Genomic DNA, 17,572 nt, shown 5'->3' with positions numbered 1-17,572 from the left:
GACATGGTGCATGACAGACACCCTGACGCCGGCCGTCCGCCGTGGGTACGCCCTCGGGAGCGTCGCCACCGGCGCCTTCGGCACGGTGCCCGGTCTGCTGCTGCTGCCCTACCTGACCGACTCCCTCGGCATCGCGGCCGTCGTCGCCGGCTTCATCGTCTTCGTCCCCAAGGCGTGGGACGTCGTGCTCAACCCCATCGCCGGACGCATCAGCGACCGCCACGACTCACCCTCGGGACGTCGCCGGCCGTTCCTGCTGCGCGGGGGCCTGGCGCTGGCGGCGTGCTTCGCGCTGCTGTTCGCCGGCCCCTCCGATCCGTCGTGGCTGGCCGGCACGTGGGTCGTGTTCTGGTTCCTGGCGTGCGCGTCGGCCTACGCCTTCTTCCAGGTGCCGTACGTCTCGATGCCCGCCGAGATGACGCTCGACCCGGGCGAGCGGACGCGGCTCATGACATGGCGCGTGGCCGTGCTCGCGTTCGCGATCCTGCTCTCGGGGGCCACCGCGCCGATGATCGTCGACGCCGTCGGCGACGAGACGACACCCGCCGGGTACCGGGTCATGGGTCTGTACATCGCGCTGATCCTGGTGATCGGCGTGGTGGGCGTCTGGCGCGGGACGCGCGACGCCCCCGAGCACCGGGTCGAGACGGCAGCCGGATCGCTGCGCGCCCAGCTGCGTCTCGTCTCGGCGTCGCGCGCCTTCAGGGTGCTGCTGGCGACGTTCGTCCTGCAGGCGGTGGCGGTCGGGGCGATGCTGGCCGGCGTCGCCTACGCCGCCGACCACCTGCTCGACGACGCCGCGGCGTCCACGATCCTGTTCGTCGCCTTCGTCGGTCCGGCCCTGATCGTGACGCCGGGGTGGGAGCGGTACTCGGCGCGGCACGGCAAGAGGTCGGGCTACCTGCTCTCGTCGGTGTTCCTCGGCGTGGGCGCCGCGCTGCTGGTCGTGGCGCGCGGCGACCACGTCATCGTCGTCTACGTGGCGGCGGCCCTCGCCGGCGTCGGCTACGCCGGGGCCCAGGTGTTCCCGATGGCGATGATCCCCGACGTGGCCGCCGCCGACGCCGCGACGTCGGGCCAGAACCGCATCGGCGTGTTCACCGGCGTCTGGACGGCCGGCGAGACGCTCGGCCTCGCGATCGGGCCAGGACTGTTCGCCCTCGTGCTGGCCGCGGGCGGCTACGTGTCGTCGACCGACAGCTCGGCGGCGCAGCCGGACAGCGCCCTCGACGCCATCGCGCTGGGGTTCTCGATCGTCCCGGCCGTGCTGATCGCCGTCAGCATGCTGTTCCTGCGCCGGTACGACCTCGGCGACCTCACCGACCCCCAGGAGGACCATGTCGCCCGATGAGATCCTGCGCCGGCTCGACCGGCTGCGCGCCGACGACCTGCCCACGCACGGCGGCCGCACCCTCGCCTACGTCTACGACTCGGGCCTGGCCGACGCCGACGAGGTGGGACGCGCCGCGGTGGCCATGTACTCCTCGACCAACGGGCTCGACCCGACCGCGTTCCCGAGCCTGCTGACGATGGAGCGCGACCTCGTGACGTTCGCGCGTCCCCTGGTGCACGGCGACGACCAGGTGGTCGGCACCGTGACGTCGGGCGGCACCGAGTCGATCCTGCTGGCGGTGCAGACCGCGCGCGACGCCCGACCCGACGTGGACGCGCCCGTCATGATCGTGCCCACCACGATCCACGCGGCGTTCCACAAGGCCTCGCACTACTTCGGCGTCGAGCGCGTCGCCGTGCCCGTCGACCCGTCGACGTACCGCGCCGACCCCGAGGCGATGGCCCGCGCGATGGACGAGCACGGCGACCGCGTCGTGCTCGTGGTGGCGTCCGCGCCGTCGTACGCCCACGGCGTCGTCGACCCGATCGGCGCGATCGCGGAGCACACCCGGCAGCGGGGCCTGCGCCTGCACGTCGACGCCTGCATCGGCGGCTGGGTGCTGCCGTGGGCCGCCCGGCTGGGGCATCCCGTCGAGCCGTGGGACTTCGCCGTCGACGGCGTCACGAGCATCTCCGCCGACCTGCACAAGTACGCGTACACACCCAAGGGCGTCTCGCTGCTGCTGCACGCGACCCCCGACCTGCGCCGGCCCCAGTTCTTCGCGAGCGCCGACTGGCCCGGCTACACGATGCTGAACGCCACGACGCAGTCGACCAAGTCGGGCGGGCCGCTGGCCGCGGCATGGGCCGTCGTGCACCTGATCGGCGACGACGGCTACCTCGATCTCGTGCGCACGACGCTGGCGGGCACCGCCCGTCTGGTCGACGGCATCGAGCGCCAGCCCCACGTGCGACTCGTCGCCCAGCCCGACTCGACCCTCGTCACGATCGAGACGGACGGCACCTGCGACGTGTTCACGCTCAGCGACGAGATGCTCGACCGCGGATGGTTCGTGCAGCCGCAGATGAGCTTCGGCGACATGCCGGCGTCGCTGCACCTGACCGTCAGCGCCGCCACGGCGCCCGCCGTGCCCGAGTTCCTCGAGGCGCTGTCGGCGTCGGTCGAGGCCGCGGTGGCCGCGGGCCCGGTCGTGATCGAGCCGTCGCTGCGCGAGGCGGCCGCGGCCCTCGACCCGGCCACGCTCGACGACGCCGCCTTCGACGGGCTGCTCGCGCTGGCGGGGCTGGGGTCCGGTGGCGGCGAGGTGACGGTGCCCGACAGGATGGCTCCCGTGAACGCCCTGCTCGACGTGGCACCCCCCGCCCTGCGCGAGGCCCTGCTCGTCGCCTTCCTCGACCGACTCTCGCGATGAGCACGGATGAGCACACGCTGACGGGCACCGCCGAGATCGAGGCGTTCTGGAGCATCGCACGCCGGCACATCCGCACCGACCCGCCCTCCGGCGACGCCCCCGTGCCGCCCGCGTGGGGCTTCGGAGCCACCCCCGAGCACGCCGACAACCTGCTGGCGCTGGTGCTCGCCGGCACCAAGACGGCGATGTCGACCGCCCTGTGGGACTTCGCGCACGAGGACGAGCCCCTGCCGCAGGTCGGCGACCTCGCGATCATCCTCGACGGCGAGGAGCGTCCGCGCGCGCTGATCGAGATCGTCCGCGTCGACACGGTGCCGTTCGACGAGGTCGACGCCGAGCACGCCCGCCTCGAGGGCGAGGGCGACCGCTCGTACGAGTACTGGCGCGACGTCCACCAGCGCTACTTCGACGTCCACTCCACCAACGGCCGCGGCTTCTCGCCGTCGATGCCCGTCGTGCTCGAGCGGTTCCGGCTGCTCCACCCGCGCTGACGTGCACCAGCGCCCGACGTGGCCGTGCCTGACAGGATGGCTCCCGTGACCGCCGACGAGATCGACGCGTTCTGGAGCGTCGCACGCCACCAGACACGCACCAACCCCGTGCCCGGCTACCTGGGTGCGTACTCGGGCGAGGCGCTCGCGCCGCCGGCATGGGCCTTCGGCGCGACGACCGCGCAGGCCGACGAGCTCATCGGCCTGGTACTCGCCGGCACCAAGACCGCGACGGCCGGTGCCCAGTGGGACTACGAGCACGAGGGCGAGAGCCTGCCCCGGGTCGGCGACCTCGCGATCCTGCTCGACGGCTCCGAGCACCCGCGCGCCCTCATCGAGGTGACGCACGTCGACGTCGTGCCGTTCGAGGACGTCGACGCCGAGCACGCCCGCCTCGAGGGCGAGGGCGATCGCTCGCTCGCGCACTGGCGTGCCGTGCACGAGCGCTTCTTCACCGATCACGCGACCCACGACCTCGGCTTCGCCCCGACGATGCCGGTGGTGCTCGAGCGGTTCCGGGTGCTGTACCCGCGCTGACGGCGCCCTGAGAGGGTTGACGCATGGTCGAGCCCCTCACGGACTTCCACGCCGCTCCCGTGCTGGCGGGCACCCATGTCCGGCTCGAGCCCCTGACGCCCGAGCATGCCGCTGCCCTGCTGGCCGCCGCCGACGACGACGCGGTGTTCGCGCACCTGACCTTCCTGCGTCCGCGGACCCTCGCGGACGCCGAGGCGCTCGTCGCGCGGTACCTCTCGGGCCCCCAGGTGCCGTGGGTGCAGGTCGAGGTGGCGACCGGCGAGGTCGTCGGCATGACCTCCTATTACGAGGTCGACGCCGCCCAGCGCACCGTGGCGATCGGGTGGACCTGGCTCGCGCGCCGCGTCTGGCGCACAGGCGTCAACACCGAGGCCAAGCTGCTCCTGCTGAGGCGGGCCTTCGACGACCTCGGGTGCGTGCGGGTCGTGTGGCACACCGACATCCGCAACGAGCGGTCGCAGGCCGCGATCGCCCGGCTCGGCGCTCGGCGCGAGGGCGTCATGCGCAAGCACAGGCTGCGACCGGACGGCTCGTGGCGCGACACCGTCACCTTCTCGATGCTCGACGACGAGTGGCCCGCCGCACGGGCCTCGCTCGAGGACAGGCTCGCACGGCCAGCGTGATCGGTAGGGTGGTCGGGATGACCGAATCCCTCAGCGACAACCTCGACCTGCCCGTCCTGCCCGGTCCATGGACGGCTCGGGTGCCCGGCTACGGCGACATCGACGCCCTCGTCGCGCTGCGGCACCTCGACGAGCTGCAGGGCACCGGTGAGGCCCACATCGACCCGGCCGGCATCGAGTCGGAGGTCGCCGGACAGGCCTCCTGGACCCGCCGCCAGCTGGTCGCCGTCGGCGACGACGACGTGCCGCGCGCCTGGATCACGGTGCACGACCGGGCCGCCGGACGCGCCTTGGTGTGGGGCTACTTCGACCGCGACGTCCACGAGATCGACTCGATCGCCAGGATCTTCTACGCCTGGGCCGAGGAGACCGCGATCGGCATGGCCCGGCTGCGCGGCATCACCGAGACGCGTCTCGACGAGAGCCCCTTCGCCACCGACGCCCGCCAGGCGGGCTGGCTCGCGCTGGCCGGCTACGCCAAGCGCCGCACCTGGCTGCACATGAACCGCCCGGTGACGGCCGCCGACGCCGACCTCGCGCCGCGCGCGGGCGTCCTCGTGCGTCCGGTCGAGAAGCACGAGAACGGCTTCCCGGTGGCCTCCGACCTGCAGACCGTGCACCAGATGCTCGAGGAGTCGTTCGAGGACCACTTCAACTCCTACCGCGAGAGCTTCTCGGAGTTCGTCCAGCGCCTGCGCGAGGAGCCCGGCCACCGCTGGGACCACTGGTGGCTGGCCTACGTCGAGCCCGAGGACGGCGGGGAGCCCGTCGCCGCCGGCACCGTCGTGTGCTCGGTGCTGTCGGCTCCCGAGGGTGGTGTCGAGGGCTCCTACGTCGAGTACATCGGCGTCAACCGCGCGGCCCGCGGACGCGGGGTCGCCAAGTCGCTGCTCGCGACCGTCATCGCCGACGCGGCCCAGCGCGGACGCGACCGGGTGGGCCTCGAGGTCGACGCCGACTCCCCCACCAGCGCCGACCAGCTCTACCTGGGCCTCGGCTGGGTCACCGACTACGCGACCGACTCGTGGTTCAAGGACATCGCGATCACCGACTGAGCCGCCCCGCCTTCCCCTGAGCCGTCCCCGCCCCCTGAGCCTGTTGAAGGGCCCTCACTCGGCCAAGCGACCGCGCGTGTGCTCGAAGATCAGGTTGGTCTCGGTGAGGGCGACCTCGGGCGAGGCGCTGAGGTGGTCGACCACGAACGACCGCAGGTCGTCGGGGTCGCGAGCCGCGACGTGCACGTGGAAGTCGTCCGCGCCGGCCAGGAAGTACACATTGAGCACCTCGGGCAGCGCCGCCATGCGGTCGGCGAACGCACTGATGGTGTCGCGCGCGTCGCTGCGCAGCCGCACCGCGATCATCGCCTGGATGGGACGACCGAACCAGGCCGGGTCGACCTCGGCGTGGAAGCCCGAGATGACGCCGCGCTCGACCAGCGAACGGACGCGGGTCAGACACGTGGACGGCGCGATGCCGACGTCGGCCGCCAGCGCGTTGTTGGGCAGCCGGCCCTGACGCCGCAGCGCCGTCACGATGCGGGCGTCGACGTCGTCGAGGTCTCGAACATCCTTCGCCACGGGTGCTCCTGGAGGGGTCGGGATCGGCGCATGTCGTCGATCTGCGCCACCATACAGAATCTTGTGCGGATCGTTGCGTCCGGTTCCGCACTTACTTCACGATGGAGGCATTGTCGTCGTCGAAGGAGCAGCCATGCTGGTCGGGATCCCCCGCGAGATCAAGAACCACGAGTACCGCGTCGCCATCACGCCGGCCGGCGTGCACGAGCTGGTGCGGCACGGCCACGACGTCGTCATCGAGACCGGCGCCGGCCTCGGCTCGTCGATCCCCGACGACGAGTACGTCGCCGCCGGCGCGAAGATGCTCGACACCGCCGACGAGGTGTGGGCGTCGGCCGAGCTCGTGCTCAAGGTCAAGGAGCCGATCGCCGAGGAGTACGGCCGCATGCGCCGCGGCCAGACCCTGTTCACCTACCTGCACCTGGCGGCGAGCCGTCCGTGCACCGACGCGCTGCTCGCGTCCGGCACGACGTCGATCGCGTACGAGACCGTGCAGCTGCCCGACCGCTCGCTGCCCCTGCTGGCGCCGATGTCGGAGGTCGCCGGACGCCTGGCGCCCCAGGTCGGCTTCCAGCACCTGATGGCCAGCAACGGCGGACGCGGGGTGCTGCCCGGCGGCGTGCCCGGCGTCTACCCCGCCGACGTCGTCGTCATCGGTGCCGGCGTCTCGGGCGTCAACGCCGCCGAGGTCGCCCGCGGCATGGGTGCCCGGGTCGAGATCCTGGACCTCGACGTCGCCAAGCTGCGGGCCGTCGACGCCCGGTTCCAGGGCATGATCACGACCGTCGCCTCCAGCTCGTTCGCGGTCGAGAAGGCCGTCCGCGAGGCCGATCTGGTCATCGGGGCCGTCCTGGTGCCCGGTGCCAAGGCACCCACGATCGTCAGCGACGACCTGGTCGCGCAGATGCGTCCGGGCTCGGTGCTGGTCGACATCGCGATCGACCAGGGCGGCTGCTTCGAGAGCTCGCGCGCCACGACGCACGACGACCCGACCTTCCGGGTGCACGACTCGATCTTCTACTGCGTCGCGAACATGCCGGGTGCCGTGCCGCGCACGTCGACCTACGCGCTGACCAACGTCACGCTCCCGTACGCGGTGGCGCTGGCGAACAAGGGCTGGAAGCAGGCCGTGACCGACGACGCCGCCCTGGCCGGCGGGCTCAGCACCCACGACGGCAAGCTCGTCAACGGACCCGTCGGCGAGGCCCTCGGCCTCGAGGTCACGCCGCTCAGCGCCCTCTGAGGCACCCCTCGGGCCCACTCGCCCCTCGAGCGTGTCGAAAGCCCTTTCGACACGCTCAAGGGGCGGGGGTGGCTCAAGGGGCGTTCTCAGTAGCCCTGGTCGACGGGGACGGCCTGACGCAGCGCACGGTTGGACGTCAGCGCGATGACGACCGCCAGGCCGGCCGCCGCGACCGTGACGCCGAAGGCCGCGGTGTGGCCGTTGGCATCGGCGAGCCGGCCGGCCAGGGCCGCACCGACCGCGTAGCCGATGCCCGTCGCACCGGCCAGCATCGTCATGGCGGCGCTGACGCGGTGCACCGGCACGAGGATGCCGGCCAGCGCGAAGTTGCTGATCATGTAGGGCGCGACGGCGAAGCCCAGCAGGGCGATGACGCCGATCAGCGACGGCAGCGAGTCGACCAGCAGCAGGGGCGCGGAGAGCACCAGCAGCCCGAGGGCCGCCACGGCCATGCGCGTCGCGTAGAGCACCCGCTCGGGCAGGCCCGTGACGGCCAGGCCAGCGATGACGCTGCCGATGCCGAGCACCGCGTGGATCAGGCCTGCCAGCCCCGCCTGGCCCTCGGCCGTGGCCAGCACCGTCGTGCCGGTCTGGACGCTGCCGAAGATCATGCCGATGCACACCTGCGCGAGCACGTGCACCAGGAACACCCCGGTCCACAGCGGCTCGCTGCCGCGGGCCGCGCCGGAGTCGGCGCGGCGCCCGACGAGCGCCGACGTGGGATGCACCGCGAACCACGAGCCGAACACCGCGAGCAGCACCGCGGCGGCCAGCAGCGCGCCGGCGGGCTCGGCGACGATCGCCAGCACGCCGATCGTCGCCGGGCCGAGGACGAACGAGGCCTCGTCGGCGGCGCCCTCGTACGAGAACGCGGCGTCGACGAGTCGGCGCTGGTCGCCGGTGTCACGGGTGATCGGACGCCACCTGACGCGTGCGAGCGGGCCGACCTGCGGCATCACGAAGCCCGTCAGGCTCGCGAGGGCGAAGATGACCGCCTGCGATGCGTCGGGGTGCGTGACCGCGACGATGCCGGCGAGCCCGGCGGCCCCGGCGAGCGACTGCACGAGCACGACGGGACGTTGGCCGATGCGGTCGGACAGCGAGCCGAACAGCGGCGAGCCGACCGCGTTGGAGATCGCGAGGATGCCGGCCGCGGCCCCGCCGACGCCGTAGCGGCCGGTCGAGCTGCTGACGAGCACCAGGACCCCGAGCTGGCTCATGGCAAGCGGGATCCGCCCGAGGAAGGCTACGAGGATGTAGGCGGGCCCGACGATCCGCAGGAGCGCGCGGTACGCGGCGATGGCTGACACAGCCGGACCAGCCTACCGTCGATCGTGCCGTGTCCCGGACGACGGATAGGCTCGTGCGGTGCAGCCCACCCGCGCCCGGATCGCGACCTTCGGGATCTTCGCCCTCAACGGCTTCACCCTCGGCATGTGGGTCGTCAACATCCCGACGATCAAGGACCGCACCGGCGTCGACCAGGCCACCCTCGGCCTCTTCCTCCTCGTGCTCGGGGGCACGGCGTGGGTCGGCATGCAGCTGGCCGGCCCGGCGATCGACCGCTTCGGCAGCAGGCCCGTCCTGACGTGCGCGGCGTGCGCCCTGGTGCTGACGGTGCCGGGCCCGGGCTTCGCGACCGACGCCACCCAGCTCGTCACGGCGCTGGCCGTGCTCGGCTTCGCCAACGGATTCATCGAGGTGTCGATGAACTCGCAGGCGGTCGTCGTCGAGCGCGCCTACAACCGGCCCATCATGGCCGCCTTCCACGCCTTCTTCTCGCTCGGCGGGCTGCTGGCCTCGGTGCTGGGCGGCTCGTTGATCGCGGCCGGCGTCGACGTGCGCGCGAGCCTGCTCGGCGTCACCGTCGCGGGGCTCCTGGTCGCGCTGTCGCTGCGCACCTCGTTCGTCGCCGCCGCTCCTCCGGCCGACGACGCACCGCCGCGCGGTCGCGTGCCCTGGACGTCACGGGTGCTGCTGCTCGGCCTGCTGGCGTTCGCGCTGCTGCTGGGCGAGGGCGTCGCCTACGACTGGACCACGGTGCACCTGCGCGACTCGTTGGGCTCGTCGGAGACCGTCGCGGCCTACGCCTTCGGCGCGTTCTCGGCGACCATGACGATCGTGCGGCTGTTCGCCGACCGCGTCGTGGCGCGGTGGGGGCCGGCGGTCTACGTCAGCCGCGCCGCGATGCTGGGCGCCGTCGGCCTGGCAGGGGCCGCGCTGGCCCCCACGCCCGCGCTGGCCGTCGTGGCGTGGGCGGTCTTCGGCATCGGCCTGGCCGGGTGCGTGCCGCAGTTCTTCACCGCCGCCGGCAACGTCAGCGAGACGGCCTCGGGCACGTACCTCGCCCGCGTCACGAGCATGGGCTACCTGGGGCTGCTGGCCGGTCCGTCGGTCATCGGGCTGCTCACCCGCTGGGTTCCGCTGACGACGGCGTTCATCGTGCCGATCGTCGGCTGCGTGCTGGCCGGCGTCCTGGCACCCCATGCGCTGAGGAAGGTGGACGCATGACGCGGCCGCTGCGCGAGCTCATGGCCCCCGACTGGGCCGAGGCCCTCGAGCCCGTCGCCGAGCAGATCGCGGCGATGGGACAGTTCCTCCGCGCCGAGGTCGCCGCCGGACGCTCGTACCTCCCGGCCGGCGAGCACGTGCTGCGCGCGTTCGCCGAGCCGATGGCCGATGTCACGGTGCTCATCACCGGCCAGGACCCCTACCCCACGCCGGGCCATCCCGTGGGCCTGTCGTTCTCCGTGGCGCCCGACGTGCGCCCGCTGCCCCGCAGCCTGGTCAACATCTACCGCGAGCTGGAGTCCGACCTCGGCATCCCGCCGGCACCCACGGGCGACCTGACGCCGTGGTCGCGCCAGGGCGTGCTGCTGCTCAACCGCGTGCTGACGGTGGCGCCCGGGGCGTCGGCCAGCCACCGCGGCAAGGGGTGGGAGGCCGTCACCGAGCAGGCGATCCGTGCCCTCGTCGCCCGCGACCGTCCCCTGGTGGCGATCCTGTGGGGACGCGACGCGCAGAGCCTGCGGCCGATGCTGGGCGACGTCCCCGCGATCGAGTCCGTCCATCCGAGCCCGTTGTCGGCCTCCCGCGGCTTCTTCGGCTCACGGCCCTTCAGCCGGGCCAACGAGCTGCTCGTGGCGCAGGGCGCCGAGCCGGTCGACTGGAGCCTGTCCTCCACCTGAGCCGCGTGACAGCATGACGACTAGGGTGGTCTGGTGGCCGAGCAACCGAGGATCAGGGACAGGGGCGTCGTCATCGACGACGCCTTCAGCGGGCTGCAGCGCTGGGGCCTGCGCATCATCGTCATCGCGGCGGCCGCCTTCGTCATCGGCTGGGGCATCGGCCACATCTGGGTCGTGCTGTTCCCGGCGTCGATCGCCCTGATCGTGGCGACCGTGCTGTCACCGCCCGTGTCGTGGATGCGACGCAAGGGCCTGCCCGCCGCCGCTGCCGCGGGCATCGTCATCGTCACGTTCCTGGCCGCGCTGGGTGCCGTCGTGACGTTCCTGATCCCCCAGGTCACCGAGCAGGCCAGCGAGATCGCCTCGAGCGCGTCCGACGGCCTGCAAGAGGTGCGCGACTGGTTGACGGGCGAGCCGTTCAACCTGTCGGAGAACCAGATCAGCGCCGCGATCGCGGCCCTGCAGGACAAGCTGCAGGACAGCGCCAGCGCGATCAGCGAGGGCGTGTTCACGACCATCAGCACCGCCACGTCGATCATCATCAACATCGTCCTGGTGCTGATGCTGACGTTCTTCTTCATCAAGGACGGCCACCGCTTCCTGCCGTGGGTCTCGACCCTCGGCGGCCACCGCGCCGGCGACCACCTCACGGAGGTGCTGAACCGGGTGTGGAACACGCTCGGCAGCTTCATCCGCACGCAGACGCTCGTGTCGTTCATCGACGCCCTCATCATCGGCATCGGCCTGGCGATCCTCGGCTCGCCCCTGGCGCTGCCGCTGGCGGTCATCACGTTCTTCGGCGGGTACATCCCGATCATCGGCGCCTTCGTCAGCGGCGGCGTGGCCGTGCTGGTGACGCTCGTGACCAACGACTACAAGGACGCCCTGATCGCCCTGCTCATCGTGGTGGCCGTGCAGCAGCTCGAGGGCAACGTGCTCTCGCCCGTCCTGCAGGGCAAGACGATGAACCTGCACCCCGCCGTCGTGCTGCTGAGCGTCACCGCGGGCGGCTCGTTGTTCGGCATCACCGGCGCCTTCCTGGCCGTGCCGGTCGCCGCGAGCGTCGCCGAGATCCTGCGATACGTCAACGAGCGCATCGACGACTCGGTGTCGGTGCTGGCACCCAAGGACGACGGTCGAGCCGCCGAGATCCTGGCCAACGACGAGCTCTCCGACTGACGTCAGTCGCGGCCTGCGACGGCCGCCTGGACGGCCTGGCGGAAGCTCGCAGCGCCGCCGGGCGGGGCTCCCACCACGGCGTCGAGGTCGTGCTCGCGGCAGACCATGTCGAGCATCAGGCTCTCGAGCAGCGAGCTGGCCAGGCTGGTCGGCACCGGCGCCAGCCGGCCGGCCCACAGCGCCGTCGTGCGGGGCAGCAGGATCGGCACGGTGAGGATGGGCCGAGGCCGCAGGCCGGCCACCTCGGCGTACACCGAGATCAGGTCGCGGTACGCCAGCGCGTCCGCACCACCGATGTCGAAGGCGCGGTTGACGTCGGACGGCAGGTCGGCCGCCCCCACCAGGTAGTGCAGGGCGTCGCGGATCGCGATGGGCTGCACGCGGTGCGCCAGCCAGTCGGGAGCGATGACGACGGGCAACCGCTCGGTCGCGGTGCGCAGCATCTCGTACGAGACGGAGCCGCGGCCCACCACGATGCCGGCCTGCAGCACCGCCGTCGGCACCCCCGACTCCATCAGGATGTGGCCGACCTCGCGGCGTGACTCCAGGTGCGGCGACAGCGGGACGTCGTCGGGGTAGAGGCCGCCGAGGTAGACGATGCGGGCGACGCCGGCGTCGCGGCACGCCTGCCCGAAGCGCGTGGCGATCGTCCGGTCACGGGTCGCGTACTCGTACGTGCCGGTCATCGAGTGGATCAGGAACCAGGCCACGTCGACGCCCCGTGCCGCCCGGTGCAGCACCGCGGCGTCCTGGGCGTCGCCCTCGACGACGTCGACGCGCGACGACCACGGCCGGTCGCGCAGTCCGGCCGCGTCACGCGTCAGCACCCGGACGGTCCAGCCGTCGTCGAGCAGCCGCGCGACGACCTGTGCGCCGATGTAGCCGGTCGCGCCGGTGACGAGCGCGGTGCGCGGAGTGGCCATGGACCGACCATCGCACGCGCCCGGCGGCCTCGCCTCCCGAGTGCGCTCGCTGCGAACCCCTGGGCGCGCCGTGCGAGGATCGAGGGAGTCGCACGGAGGTGATGGGGATGGCAGGACGTCTGGTCCGGCGCACGCGCGTCGCCCGCTACGCCGCCGACGGCACGTCAATCGGCCGCGAGGACTCGCTCGCGGTCGAGGAGCCGCTCGAGGTGCGGGTCAACGGCTCGTCGTTCTCGGTGACGATGCGCTCGCCGGGCGACGACTTCGACCTGGTCGGCGGGTTCCTGGTCTCCGAGGGCGTCGTCTGGTCGGCCGACCAGCTCGCGTCGATGCGCTTCTGCGCCGGCACCGACGAGCAGGGGCTGCAGACGTTCAACGTCATCGACGCCGAGCTGAGCCCCGGCACGGCCCCACCCGACCTCAGCCTCGAGCGCCACGTCTACACGTCCAGCTCGTGCGGCATCTGCGGCACCGCCTCGATCGACGCGGTCCACAAGGCCACCCACTTCGGACGTCTCGACGACGACATCACGTGGGACGCCGCCCTGCTGGGCTCGCTGCCCGACCGCCTGCGCGAGCGCCAGAAGGTCTTCGACCGCACCGGCGGCGTGCACGCGGCCGGCCTGTTCTCGGCCGATGGCGAGCTCTTGTGCCTGCGCGAGGACGTCGGTCGTCACAACGCGGTCGACAAGGTCGTCGGCTGGGCGCTGCGCGACGGTCGCCTGCCCCTGCGCGGCACGGCCCTGCAGGTCTCGGGACGCGCCTCGTTCGAGCTCGTTCAGAAGGCCCACATGGCCGGCATCCCGGTGCTGGCCGCCGTCTCGGCACCGTCGTCGCTCGCCGTCGAGCACGCCGAGTCGGCCGGCATGACGCTGCTCGGGTTCAGCCGCGGCGGGGGCTTCAACGTCTATGCGGGCGATCACCGCGTGCACGGCGCCCCCACCTCGTAGGATGGTGGTTCTGCAGCTCCCCTGACGGTGCAGACCTCGACCCCACACCTCGACCTCGGGGCGACTCCGCACCACGAACAGGCAGACTGCGTGAACAGGACCATCAGCTCGATCGGCCGACCGTCGGCGGTGGTCGTCGATCCGGCACGCCTGAACGCCTTGGCCGACCTGGGCCTCACCGAGCGGTCCGACGCGCGCATGGAGCGGTTCGCCGAGCGCGTCCGCGACCAGCTGGCGGTGCCGGTGTCGCTGGTGTCGCTGGTCCAGGCCGACCAGCAGGTCTTCCCGGGGATGTGCGGGCTGCCCGATCCGTGGGCGAGCCGGCGCGCGACGCCGCTCAGCCACTCGTTCTGCCAGCACGTCGTCACGACCGGCGAGCCCCTCGTGATCGCCGACGCCCGGCTCGTGCCGCTGGTGCGCGACAACCTGGCGACCGCCGAGATCGGTGTGGTGGGTTACCTCGGCACGCCGCTGACTGACGACCGCGGACGCGTGCTCGGGTCGCTGTGCGCGATCGACACGTCGCCACGCGACTGGACCGAGCGTGAGCTGGCGATCCTGGCCGACATCGCCGCCGACTGCTCCAACGAGCTGCGGCTGCGGCTCTCGCGCCTCGACGCCGAGCGTGAGCGTGAGCGGCGCGACGCGATCGACGTGCGGCTGCAGGACGTGGTGCGACGCTCGCAGCAGCTGCTGTCGATCGCCGAGGTGCTCAACACCTGCCGGTCCCTCGACGACGTGCGCCGCGCCCTCGACGGCTTCTCCGACCGTGACAACGGTCTGATCGAGCTCGGCATCCGCCTGGGCGACGACCGCCCCCGTCTGGCCGATCCCGTCAGGCTCGTCGGTATCGAGGACATCGACGCAGCCGACAGCCCGCTCGACCTCGACGAGCGGGCCGCGCTGCGGGGGCGAGGGGCCAGCGCGGTGGCGTGGCTCCCGCTGCACGGCTCGGGGCCCAACTTGGGCCACGTCGAGCTGCTGTGGGACGTCCCGCACCGCGTCGACGCCCACGAGCGTCCCGTGGCCGCCGCGTTGGCGGCCTACACCGGCCAGGCCGTCGAGCGCGCGCTGCTGATCCAGAACCGCATCGACGTCGCCCGCGAGCTGCAGGCCGCGATGCTCGCCCCGCTGCCCCACGACACGGGCCTCGACCTGGCGGCCTGCTACCTGCCCGCGATGGCCGAGGAGCAGATCGGTGGCGACTGGTACGACGCCTTCGTCCTGGCCCGCAGCGCCGGTGCCTCGCTGGTCGTCAGCGTCGGCGACGTCACGGGCCACGACATCGCCGCCGCGACCGTCATGGGACAGGTGCGCGCCATGCTGCGGCAGGCCGCCTGGGACGCCCCCGACGCCTCGCCGTCGGCCCATCTCGCGTCGCTCGAGCTGGCCTGCGAGGCCTTCGACATCCCGGCGACGGGCACGGCCGTCATGGCACGGCTGACGATCGTGCCGGGCACCCGCCGCTGGCAGATGACCTGGGTCAACGCCGGTCACCCGCCGCCGCTCGTCGTCGAGCCCGAGGGCGGCTCGGGCCTCCTGACCGACCACGACCTGCTGTTCGGCCACCCCGAGCTGGTCGCCGGCCACCGCGGCGACCACACGATCGAGCTGCGCCCGGGTGCGACGGTCGTGTTCTACACCGACGGCATCACCGACGAGTCGTCGATCGATCGCGACGACCAGGTCGCGGCCCTGGTCGACGTCGTCGGGCGCGCGCGCTCCGGCGGCGCCCACGCAGTGGTCAGGGCGCTGGCCGACCGCTTCGTCGACATGTCGGACGACGTCGTGGCGCTCGTGCTGCAGGTGCCCGCCGACGCATGACGTGAGGTGACCGGCTCAGCGGACGACGTCGAAGACGTTCTTCTGGATGCCGTTGGAGTAGACGTCGTGCTCGACCAGCCGGAGCTTGGTCGTGTCGATGTCGGAGTCGCTCCACAGCCGCTTGCCGGCTCCGAGCAGCAGCGGGAACACCAGCAGGTGGTAGCGGTCGACCAGGCCCGCGTCGGCGAGCGACCTGGCCAGCGTCGCGCTGCCGTGCACCGCGATCGGCCCGCCGTCGGTCTGCTTCAGGGCGGCGACGTCGTCGAGCGTCCGCAGCACCGTCGCCGGCCAGCGGGCGTCGTCCGACCCGAGCGTCGTCGACACGACGTAGCGAGGCATCGCGTTGTAGCCGGCGAAGTCGTCCATCGTCGGCCAGACGGGGGCGAACGCCTCGTACGACACCCGTCCGAGCAGCAGCGCGCCGGTCTCGGCCTGCTCGCGGCCCTTCATCTCGTAGGCCTCGGGCACGAACTCGACGTCGTTGAACGTCCACCCGGCGTTGCGGTAGCCGGGCTCGCCGCCGGGCGCCTCCATGACTCCGTCGAGGGACACGAACGAGGTGACGATGAGGGGACGCATGGCGGACTCCTGGGGCTCGGGCGGCTCTCAGCCTGCCATCACCGGGAGGCCTGCGGAAGCCCGTTCGAGGATCGCGGTCAGGTCGAGCCCCGTCGGCAGGGTGCCGTAGGCGGCACCGTGGTCGCCGCCGAGGCGCGTGGCGCAGAAGGCGTCGGCGACGGCAGCCGGCGAGTGACGGACCAGCAACGACCCCTGGAAGACCGTCGCCAGCTGCTCGACGACGCGGCGTGCGCGGTGCTCGATGTCGTCGAACGACGTCAGCTCCTTCTTGAGCCGGGCGAGTGCGTCGTCGAACCGGGCGTCGGATCCCTCGGCCTGCTCGACCTCGCCGAAGTAGGCGTCGAGCGTCTGCGGCTCGCGAGCCATGGCGCGCAGCGCGTCGAGGGCGGCGACGTTGCCCGATCCCTCCCAGATCGACAGCAGGGGCGCCTCGCGGTAGATGCGCGGGAGGTCGGAGTCCTCGATGTAGCCGTTGCCACCGAGGCACTCGAGCGCCTCGCCGACGACCATCGGCGCCCGCTTGCACACGTGGTACTTGGTGACCGCCAGCGCGATACGACGCAGGGCCGCCTCGCCCTCGTCGCCGCGGACGGCCCGGTCGTTCGCGCCTGCCAGCCGCATCATGGCCGTCGTGGCCGCCTCGGACTCGACCGCGAGGTCGGCCAGCACGTTGCGCATCAGCGGCTGGTCGGCCAGCCGGGCGCCGAACGCCGACCGGTGCCGGGCGTGGTGCATCGCCTGCACGAGGGCCGACCGCATGGCGGTGCTCGACCCGATGACGCAGTCGAGCCGGGTCATGTTGACCATCTCGACGATCGTCCGCACGCCGCGCCCCTCCTCGCCGACGAGCCAGCCGGACGCACCGTCGTACTCGATCTCGGACGAGGCGTTCGACCGGTTGCCCAGCTTGTCCTTGAGCCGCATGAGCTGCATGCGGTTGCGCTCCCCGCCGGGCAGCACGCGCGGCACCATGAAGCACGAGAGCCCGGAGGGGGTCTGCGCCAACGTCAGGAACAGGTCGGACATCGGCGCGCTGGTGAACCACTTGTGGCCGACCAGCTCGAACGTCCCGTCGGGGCGCTCGGTGGCCGTCGTCGTGTTGGCGCGGACGTCGGAGCCGCCCTGCTTCTCGGTCATCGACATGCCCGCGACCAGGCCCTGCTTGGTCGCCGGGTCGCGGAGAGCCGGGTCGTACTCGCGGCTGGTGAGCAGCGGCTCGAGCTGGGCCGAGAGCGTCGGGGCCGAGCGCAGCGCCGGCACCACGGCGTACGTCATCGAGATCGGGCAGCCGTGGCCGGCGTCGACGTTCCAGACCGCGAACTTGGCGGCCCGCGCGACGTGCGCGCCCGGGCGGTCGTCACCCCAGGGGGCCCCGTGCAGCCCGTGGGAGACGGCCGTGCGCATCAGCTCGTGGTAGGCCGGCGTGTACTCGACCTCGTCGACGCGATGGCCGTAGCGGTCGTGCGTGTGCAGGATCGGCTTGTCGCGCTCGGCGACCCGGCCCAGGTGCTGGGCCTCGGCCGTGCCGGCGAGCCGCCCGAGCTCGGAGACCTCGTCGAGCGCCCACCCGGCGCCCTCGCGCTCGAGCCCCTCGCGCAGGGCGCGATCGTCGCTGGTGTCGTGGCCGACCAGCGGCGGGACCTGGTTCAGCACCTCGTGCGTCGTCATGACTCGATGTTACGCCTCAGGTATC

Annotated in this window: 17 protein-coding genes; 12 read left to right on the top strand and 5 right to left on the bottom strand. The window is 72.4% G+C overall.

The window, feature by feature from the left end:
- Positions 1-10: 10 nt before the first annotated feature.
- From DX116_RS09900 to DX116_RS09875, 6 genes are read left to right on the top strand one after another with little or no spacing between them, the layout of a single operon-like run.
- Positions 11-1,351, top strand: a complete 1,341-nt coding sequence (locus DX116_RS09900; RefSeq protein WP_119703921.1) for an MFS transporter — start codon at positions 11-13, stop codon at positions 1,349-1,351.
- Entirely contained in the window at positions 1,338-2,765 is a 1,428-nt protein-coding gene (locus DX116_RS09895; protein ID WP_119703920.1) for a pyridoxal phosphate-dependent decarboxylase family protein, read from the top strand. Before DX116_RS09900 ends, DX116_RS09895 begins: the two co-directional genes overlap by 14 nt.
- Positions 2,762-3,256, top strand: a complete 495-nt coding sequence (locus DX116_RS09890) for an ASCH domain-containing protein (protein ID WP_119703919.1) — start codon at positions 2,762-2,764, stop codon at positions 3,254-3,256. The genes DX116_RS09895 and DX116_RS09890 overlap by 4 nt, the downstream gene beginning before the upstream one ends.
- A 36-nt stretch (positions 3,257-3,292) precedes the next feature.
- Positions 3,293-3,793 (top strand): ASCH domain-containing protein, encoded by a 501-nt coding sequence (locus tag DX116_RS09885; protein ID WP_119703918.1) that lies wholly within the window; start codon positions 3,293-3,295, stop codon positions 3,791-3,793.
- 23 nt (positions 3,794-3,816) lie between these two features.
- Positions 3,817-4,416: a GNAT family N-acetyltransferase gene (locus DX116_RS09880; protein ID WP_119703917.1), complete on the top strand. Its 600-nt coding sequence runs from the start codon at positions 3,817-3,819 to the stop codon at positions 4,414-4,416.
- Positions 4,417-4,433: 17 nt separating this feature from the next.
- Positions 4,434-5,471, top strand: coding sequence for a GNAT family N-acetyltransferase (locus tag DX116_RS09875; protein ID WP_119704221.1), 1,038 nt, complete (start codon positions 4,434-4,436; stop codon positions 5,469-5,471).
- A 54-nt stretch (positions 5,472-5,525) separates the two neighbouring features.
- On the opposite strand, the gene DX116_RS09870 is transcribed toward DX116_RS09875, so the two are convergent.
- Positions 5,526-5,993 carry an Lrp/AsnC family transcriptional regulator gene (locus DX116_RS09870; protein WP_233556635.1) on the bottom strand — a complete coding sequence of 156 codons (468 nt, stop codon included), beginning with the start codon at positions 5,991-5,993 and terminating at the stop codon, positions 5,526-5,528.
- 133 nt (positions 5,994-6,126) lie between these two features.
- Between DX116_RS09870 and ald the strand changes: the two genes are divergently transcribed.
- The gene (gene ald, locus DX116_RS09865) at positions 6,127-7,236 is read left to right on the top strand and encodes an alanine dehydrogenase (RefSeq protein WP_119703915.1); all 1,110 of its coding nucleotides are present in this window, start codon (positions 6,127-6,129) and stop codon (positions 7,234-7,236) included.
- Positions 7,237-7,322: 86 nt separating this feature from the next.
- Here ald and DX116_RS09860 read toward each other — a convergent pair whose 3' ends face one another.
- The gene (locus DX116_RS09860; RefSeq protein ID WP_119703914.1) at positions 7,323-8,546 is read right to left on the bottom strand and encodes an MFS transporter; all 1,224 of its coding nucleotides are present in this window, start codon (positions 8,544-8,546) and stop codon (positions 7,323-7,325) included.
- A gap of 58 nt (positions 8,547-8,604) precedes the next feature.
- Between DX116_RS09860 and DX116_RS09855 the strand changes: the two genes are divergently transcribed.
- The 3 genes from DX116_RS09855 to DX116_RS09845 are packed head-to-tail and all read left to right on the top strand — an operon-like array spanning position 8,605 to position 11,603.
- On the top strand, positions 8,605-9,747 hold the full coding sequence (locus tag DX116_RS09855) for an MFS transporter (protein ID WP_233556633.1): 1,143 nt from the start codon (positions 8,605-8,607) through the stop codon (positions 9,745-9,747).
- Positions 9,744-10,424, top strand: coding sequence for a uracil-DNA glycosylase (locus tag DX116_RS09850; protein WP_119703913.1), 681 nt, complete (start codon positions 9,744-9,746; stop codon positions 10,422-10,424). Before DX116_RS09855 ends, DX116_RS09850 begins: the two co-directional genes overlap by 4 nt.
- Before the next feature lie 33 nt (positions 10,425-10,457).
- Positions 10,458-11,603 (top strand): AI-2E family transporter, encoded by a 1,146-nt coding sequence (locus DX116_RS09845; RefSeq protein WP_233556632.1) that lies wholly within the window; start codon positions 10,458-10,460, stop codon positions 11,601-11,603.
- 2 nt (positions 11,604-11,605) lie between these two features.
- Here DX116_RS09845 and DX116_RS09840 read toward each other — a convergent pair whose 3' ends face one another.
- Positions 11,606-12,526: an NAD(P)H-binding protein gene (locus DX116_RS09840; RefSeq protein ID WP_119703911.1), complete on the bottom strand. Its 921-nt coding sequence runs from the start codon at positions 12,524-12,526 to the stop codon at positions 11,606-11,608.
- Positions 12,527-12,633: 107 nt separating this feature from the next.
- Between DX116_RS09840 and fdhD the strand changes: the two genes are divergently transcribed.
- Both fdhD and DX116_RS09830 read left to right on the top strand, forming a co-directional pair.
- Positions 12,634-13,476 carry a formate dehydrogenase accessory sulfurtransferase FdhD gene (gene fdhD, locus DX116_RS09835; protein WP_119703910.1) on the top strand — a complete coding sequence of 281 codons (843 nt, stop codon included), beginning with the start codon at positions 12,634-12,636 and terminating at the stop codon, positions 13,474-13,476.
- Between the two features lie 90 nt (positions 13,477-13,566).
- Positions 13,567-15,300, top strand: coding sequence for a GAF domain-containing SpoIIE family protein phosphatase (locus DX116_RS09830; RefSeq protein ID WP_119703909.1), 1,734 nt, complete (start codon positions 13,567-13,569; stop codon positions 15,298-15,300).
- A 15-nt stretch (positions 15,301-15,315) separates the two neighbouring features.
- On the opposite strand, the gene DX116_RS09825 is transcribed toward DX116_RS09830, so the two are convergent.
- Together DX116_RS09825 and DX116_RS09820 are read right to left on the bottom strand one after the other, a co-directional pair.
- Entirely contained in the window at positions 15,316-15,879 is a 564-nt protein-coding gene (locus DX116_RS09825; RefSeq protein ID WP_119703908.1) for a dihydrofolate reductase family protein, read from the bottom strand.
- 27 nt (positions 15,880-15,906) lie between these two features.
- Positions 15,907-17,547: an acyl-CoA dehydrogenase family protein gene (locus DX116_RS09820; RefSeq protein ID WP_119703907.1), complete on the bottom strand. Its 1,641-nt coding sequence runs from the start codon at positions 17,545-17,547 to the stop codon at positions 15,907-15,909.
- Between the last annotated feature and the right edge of the window lie 25 nt (positions 17,548-17,572).

The organism is Aeromicrobium endophyticum, from assembly GCF_003586285.1.
Classification (GTDB): Bacteria; Actinomycetota; Actinomycetes; order Propionibacteriales; family Nocardioidaceae; genus Aeromicrobium; species Aeromicrobium endophyticum.
This window is presented reverse-complemented; position numbering and strand designations above follow the sequence as displayed.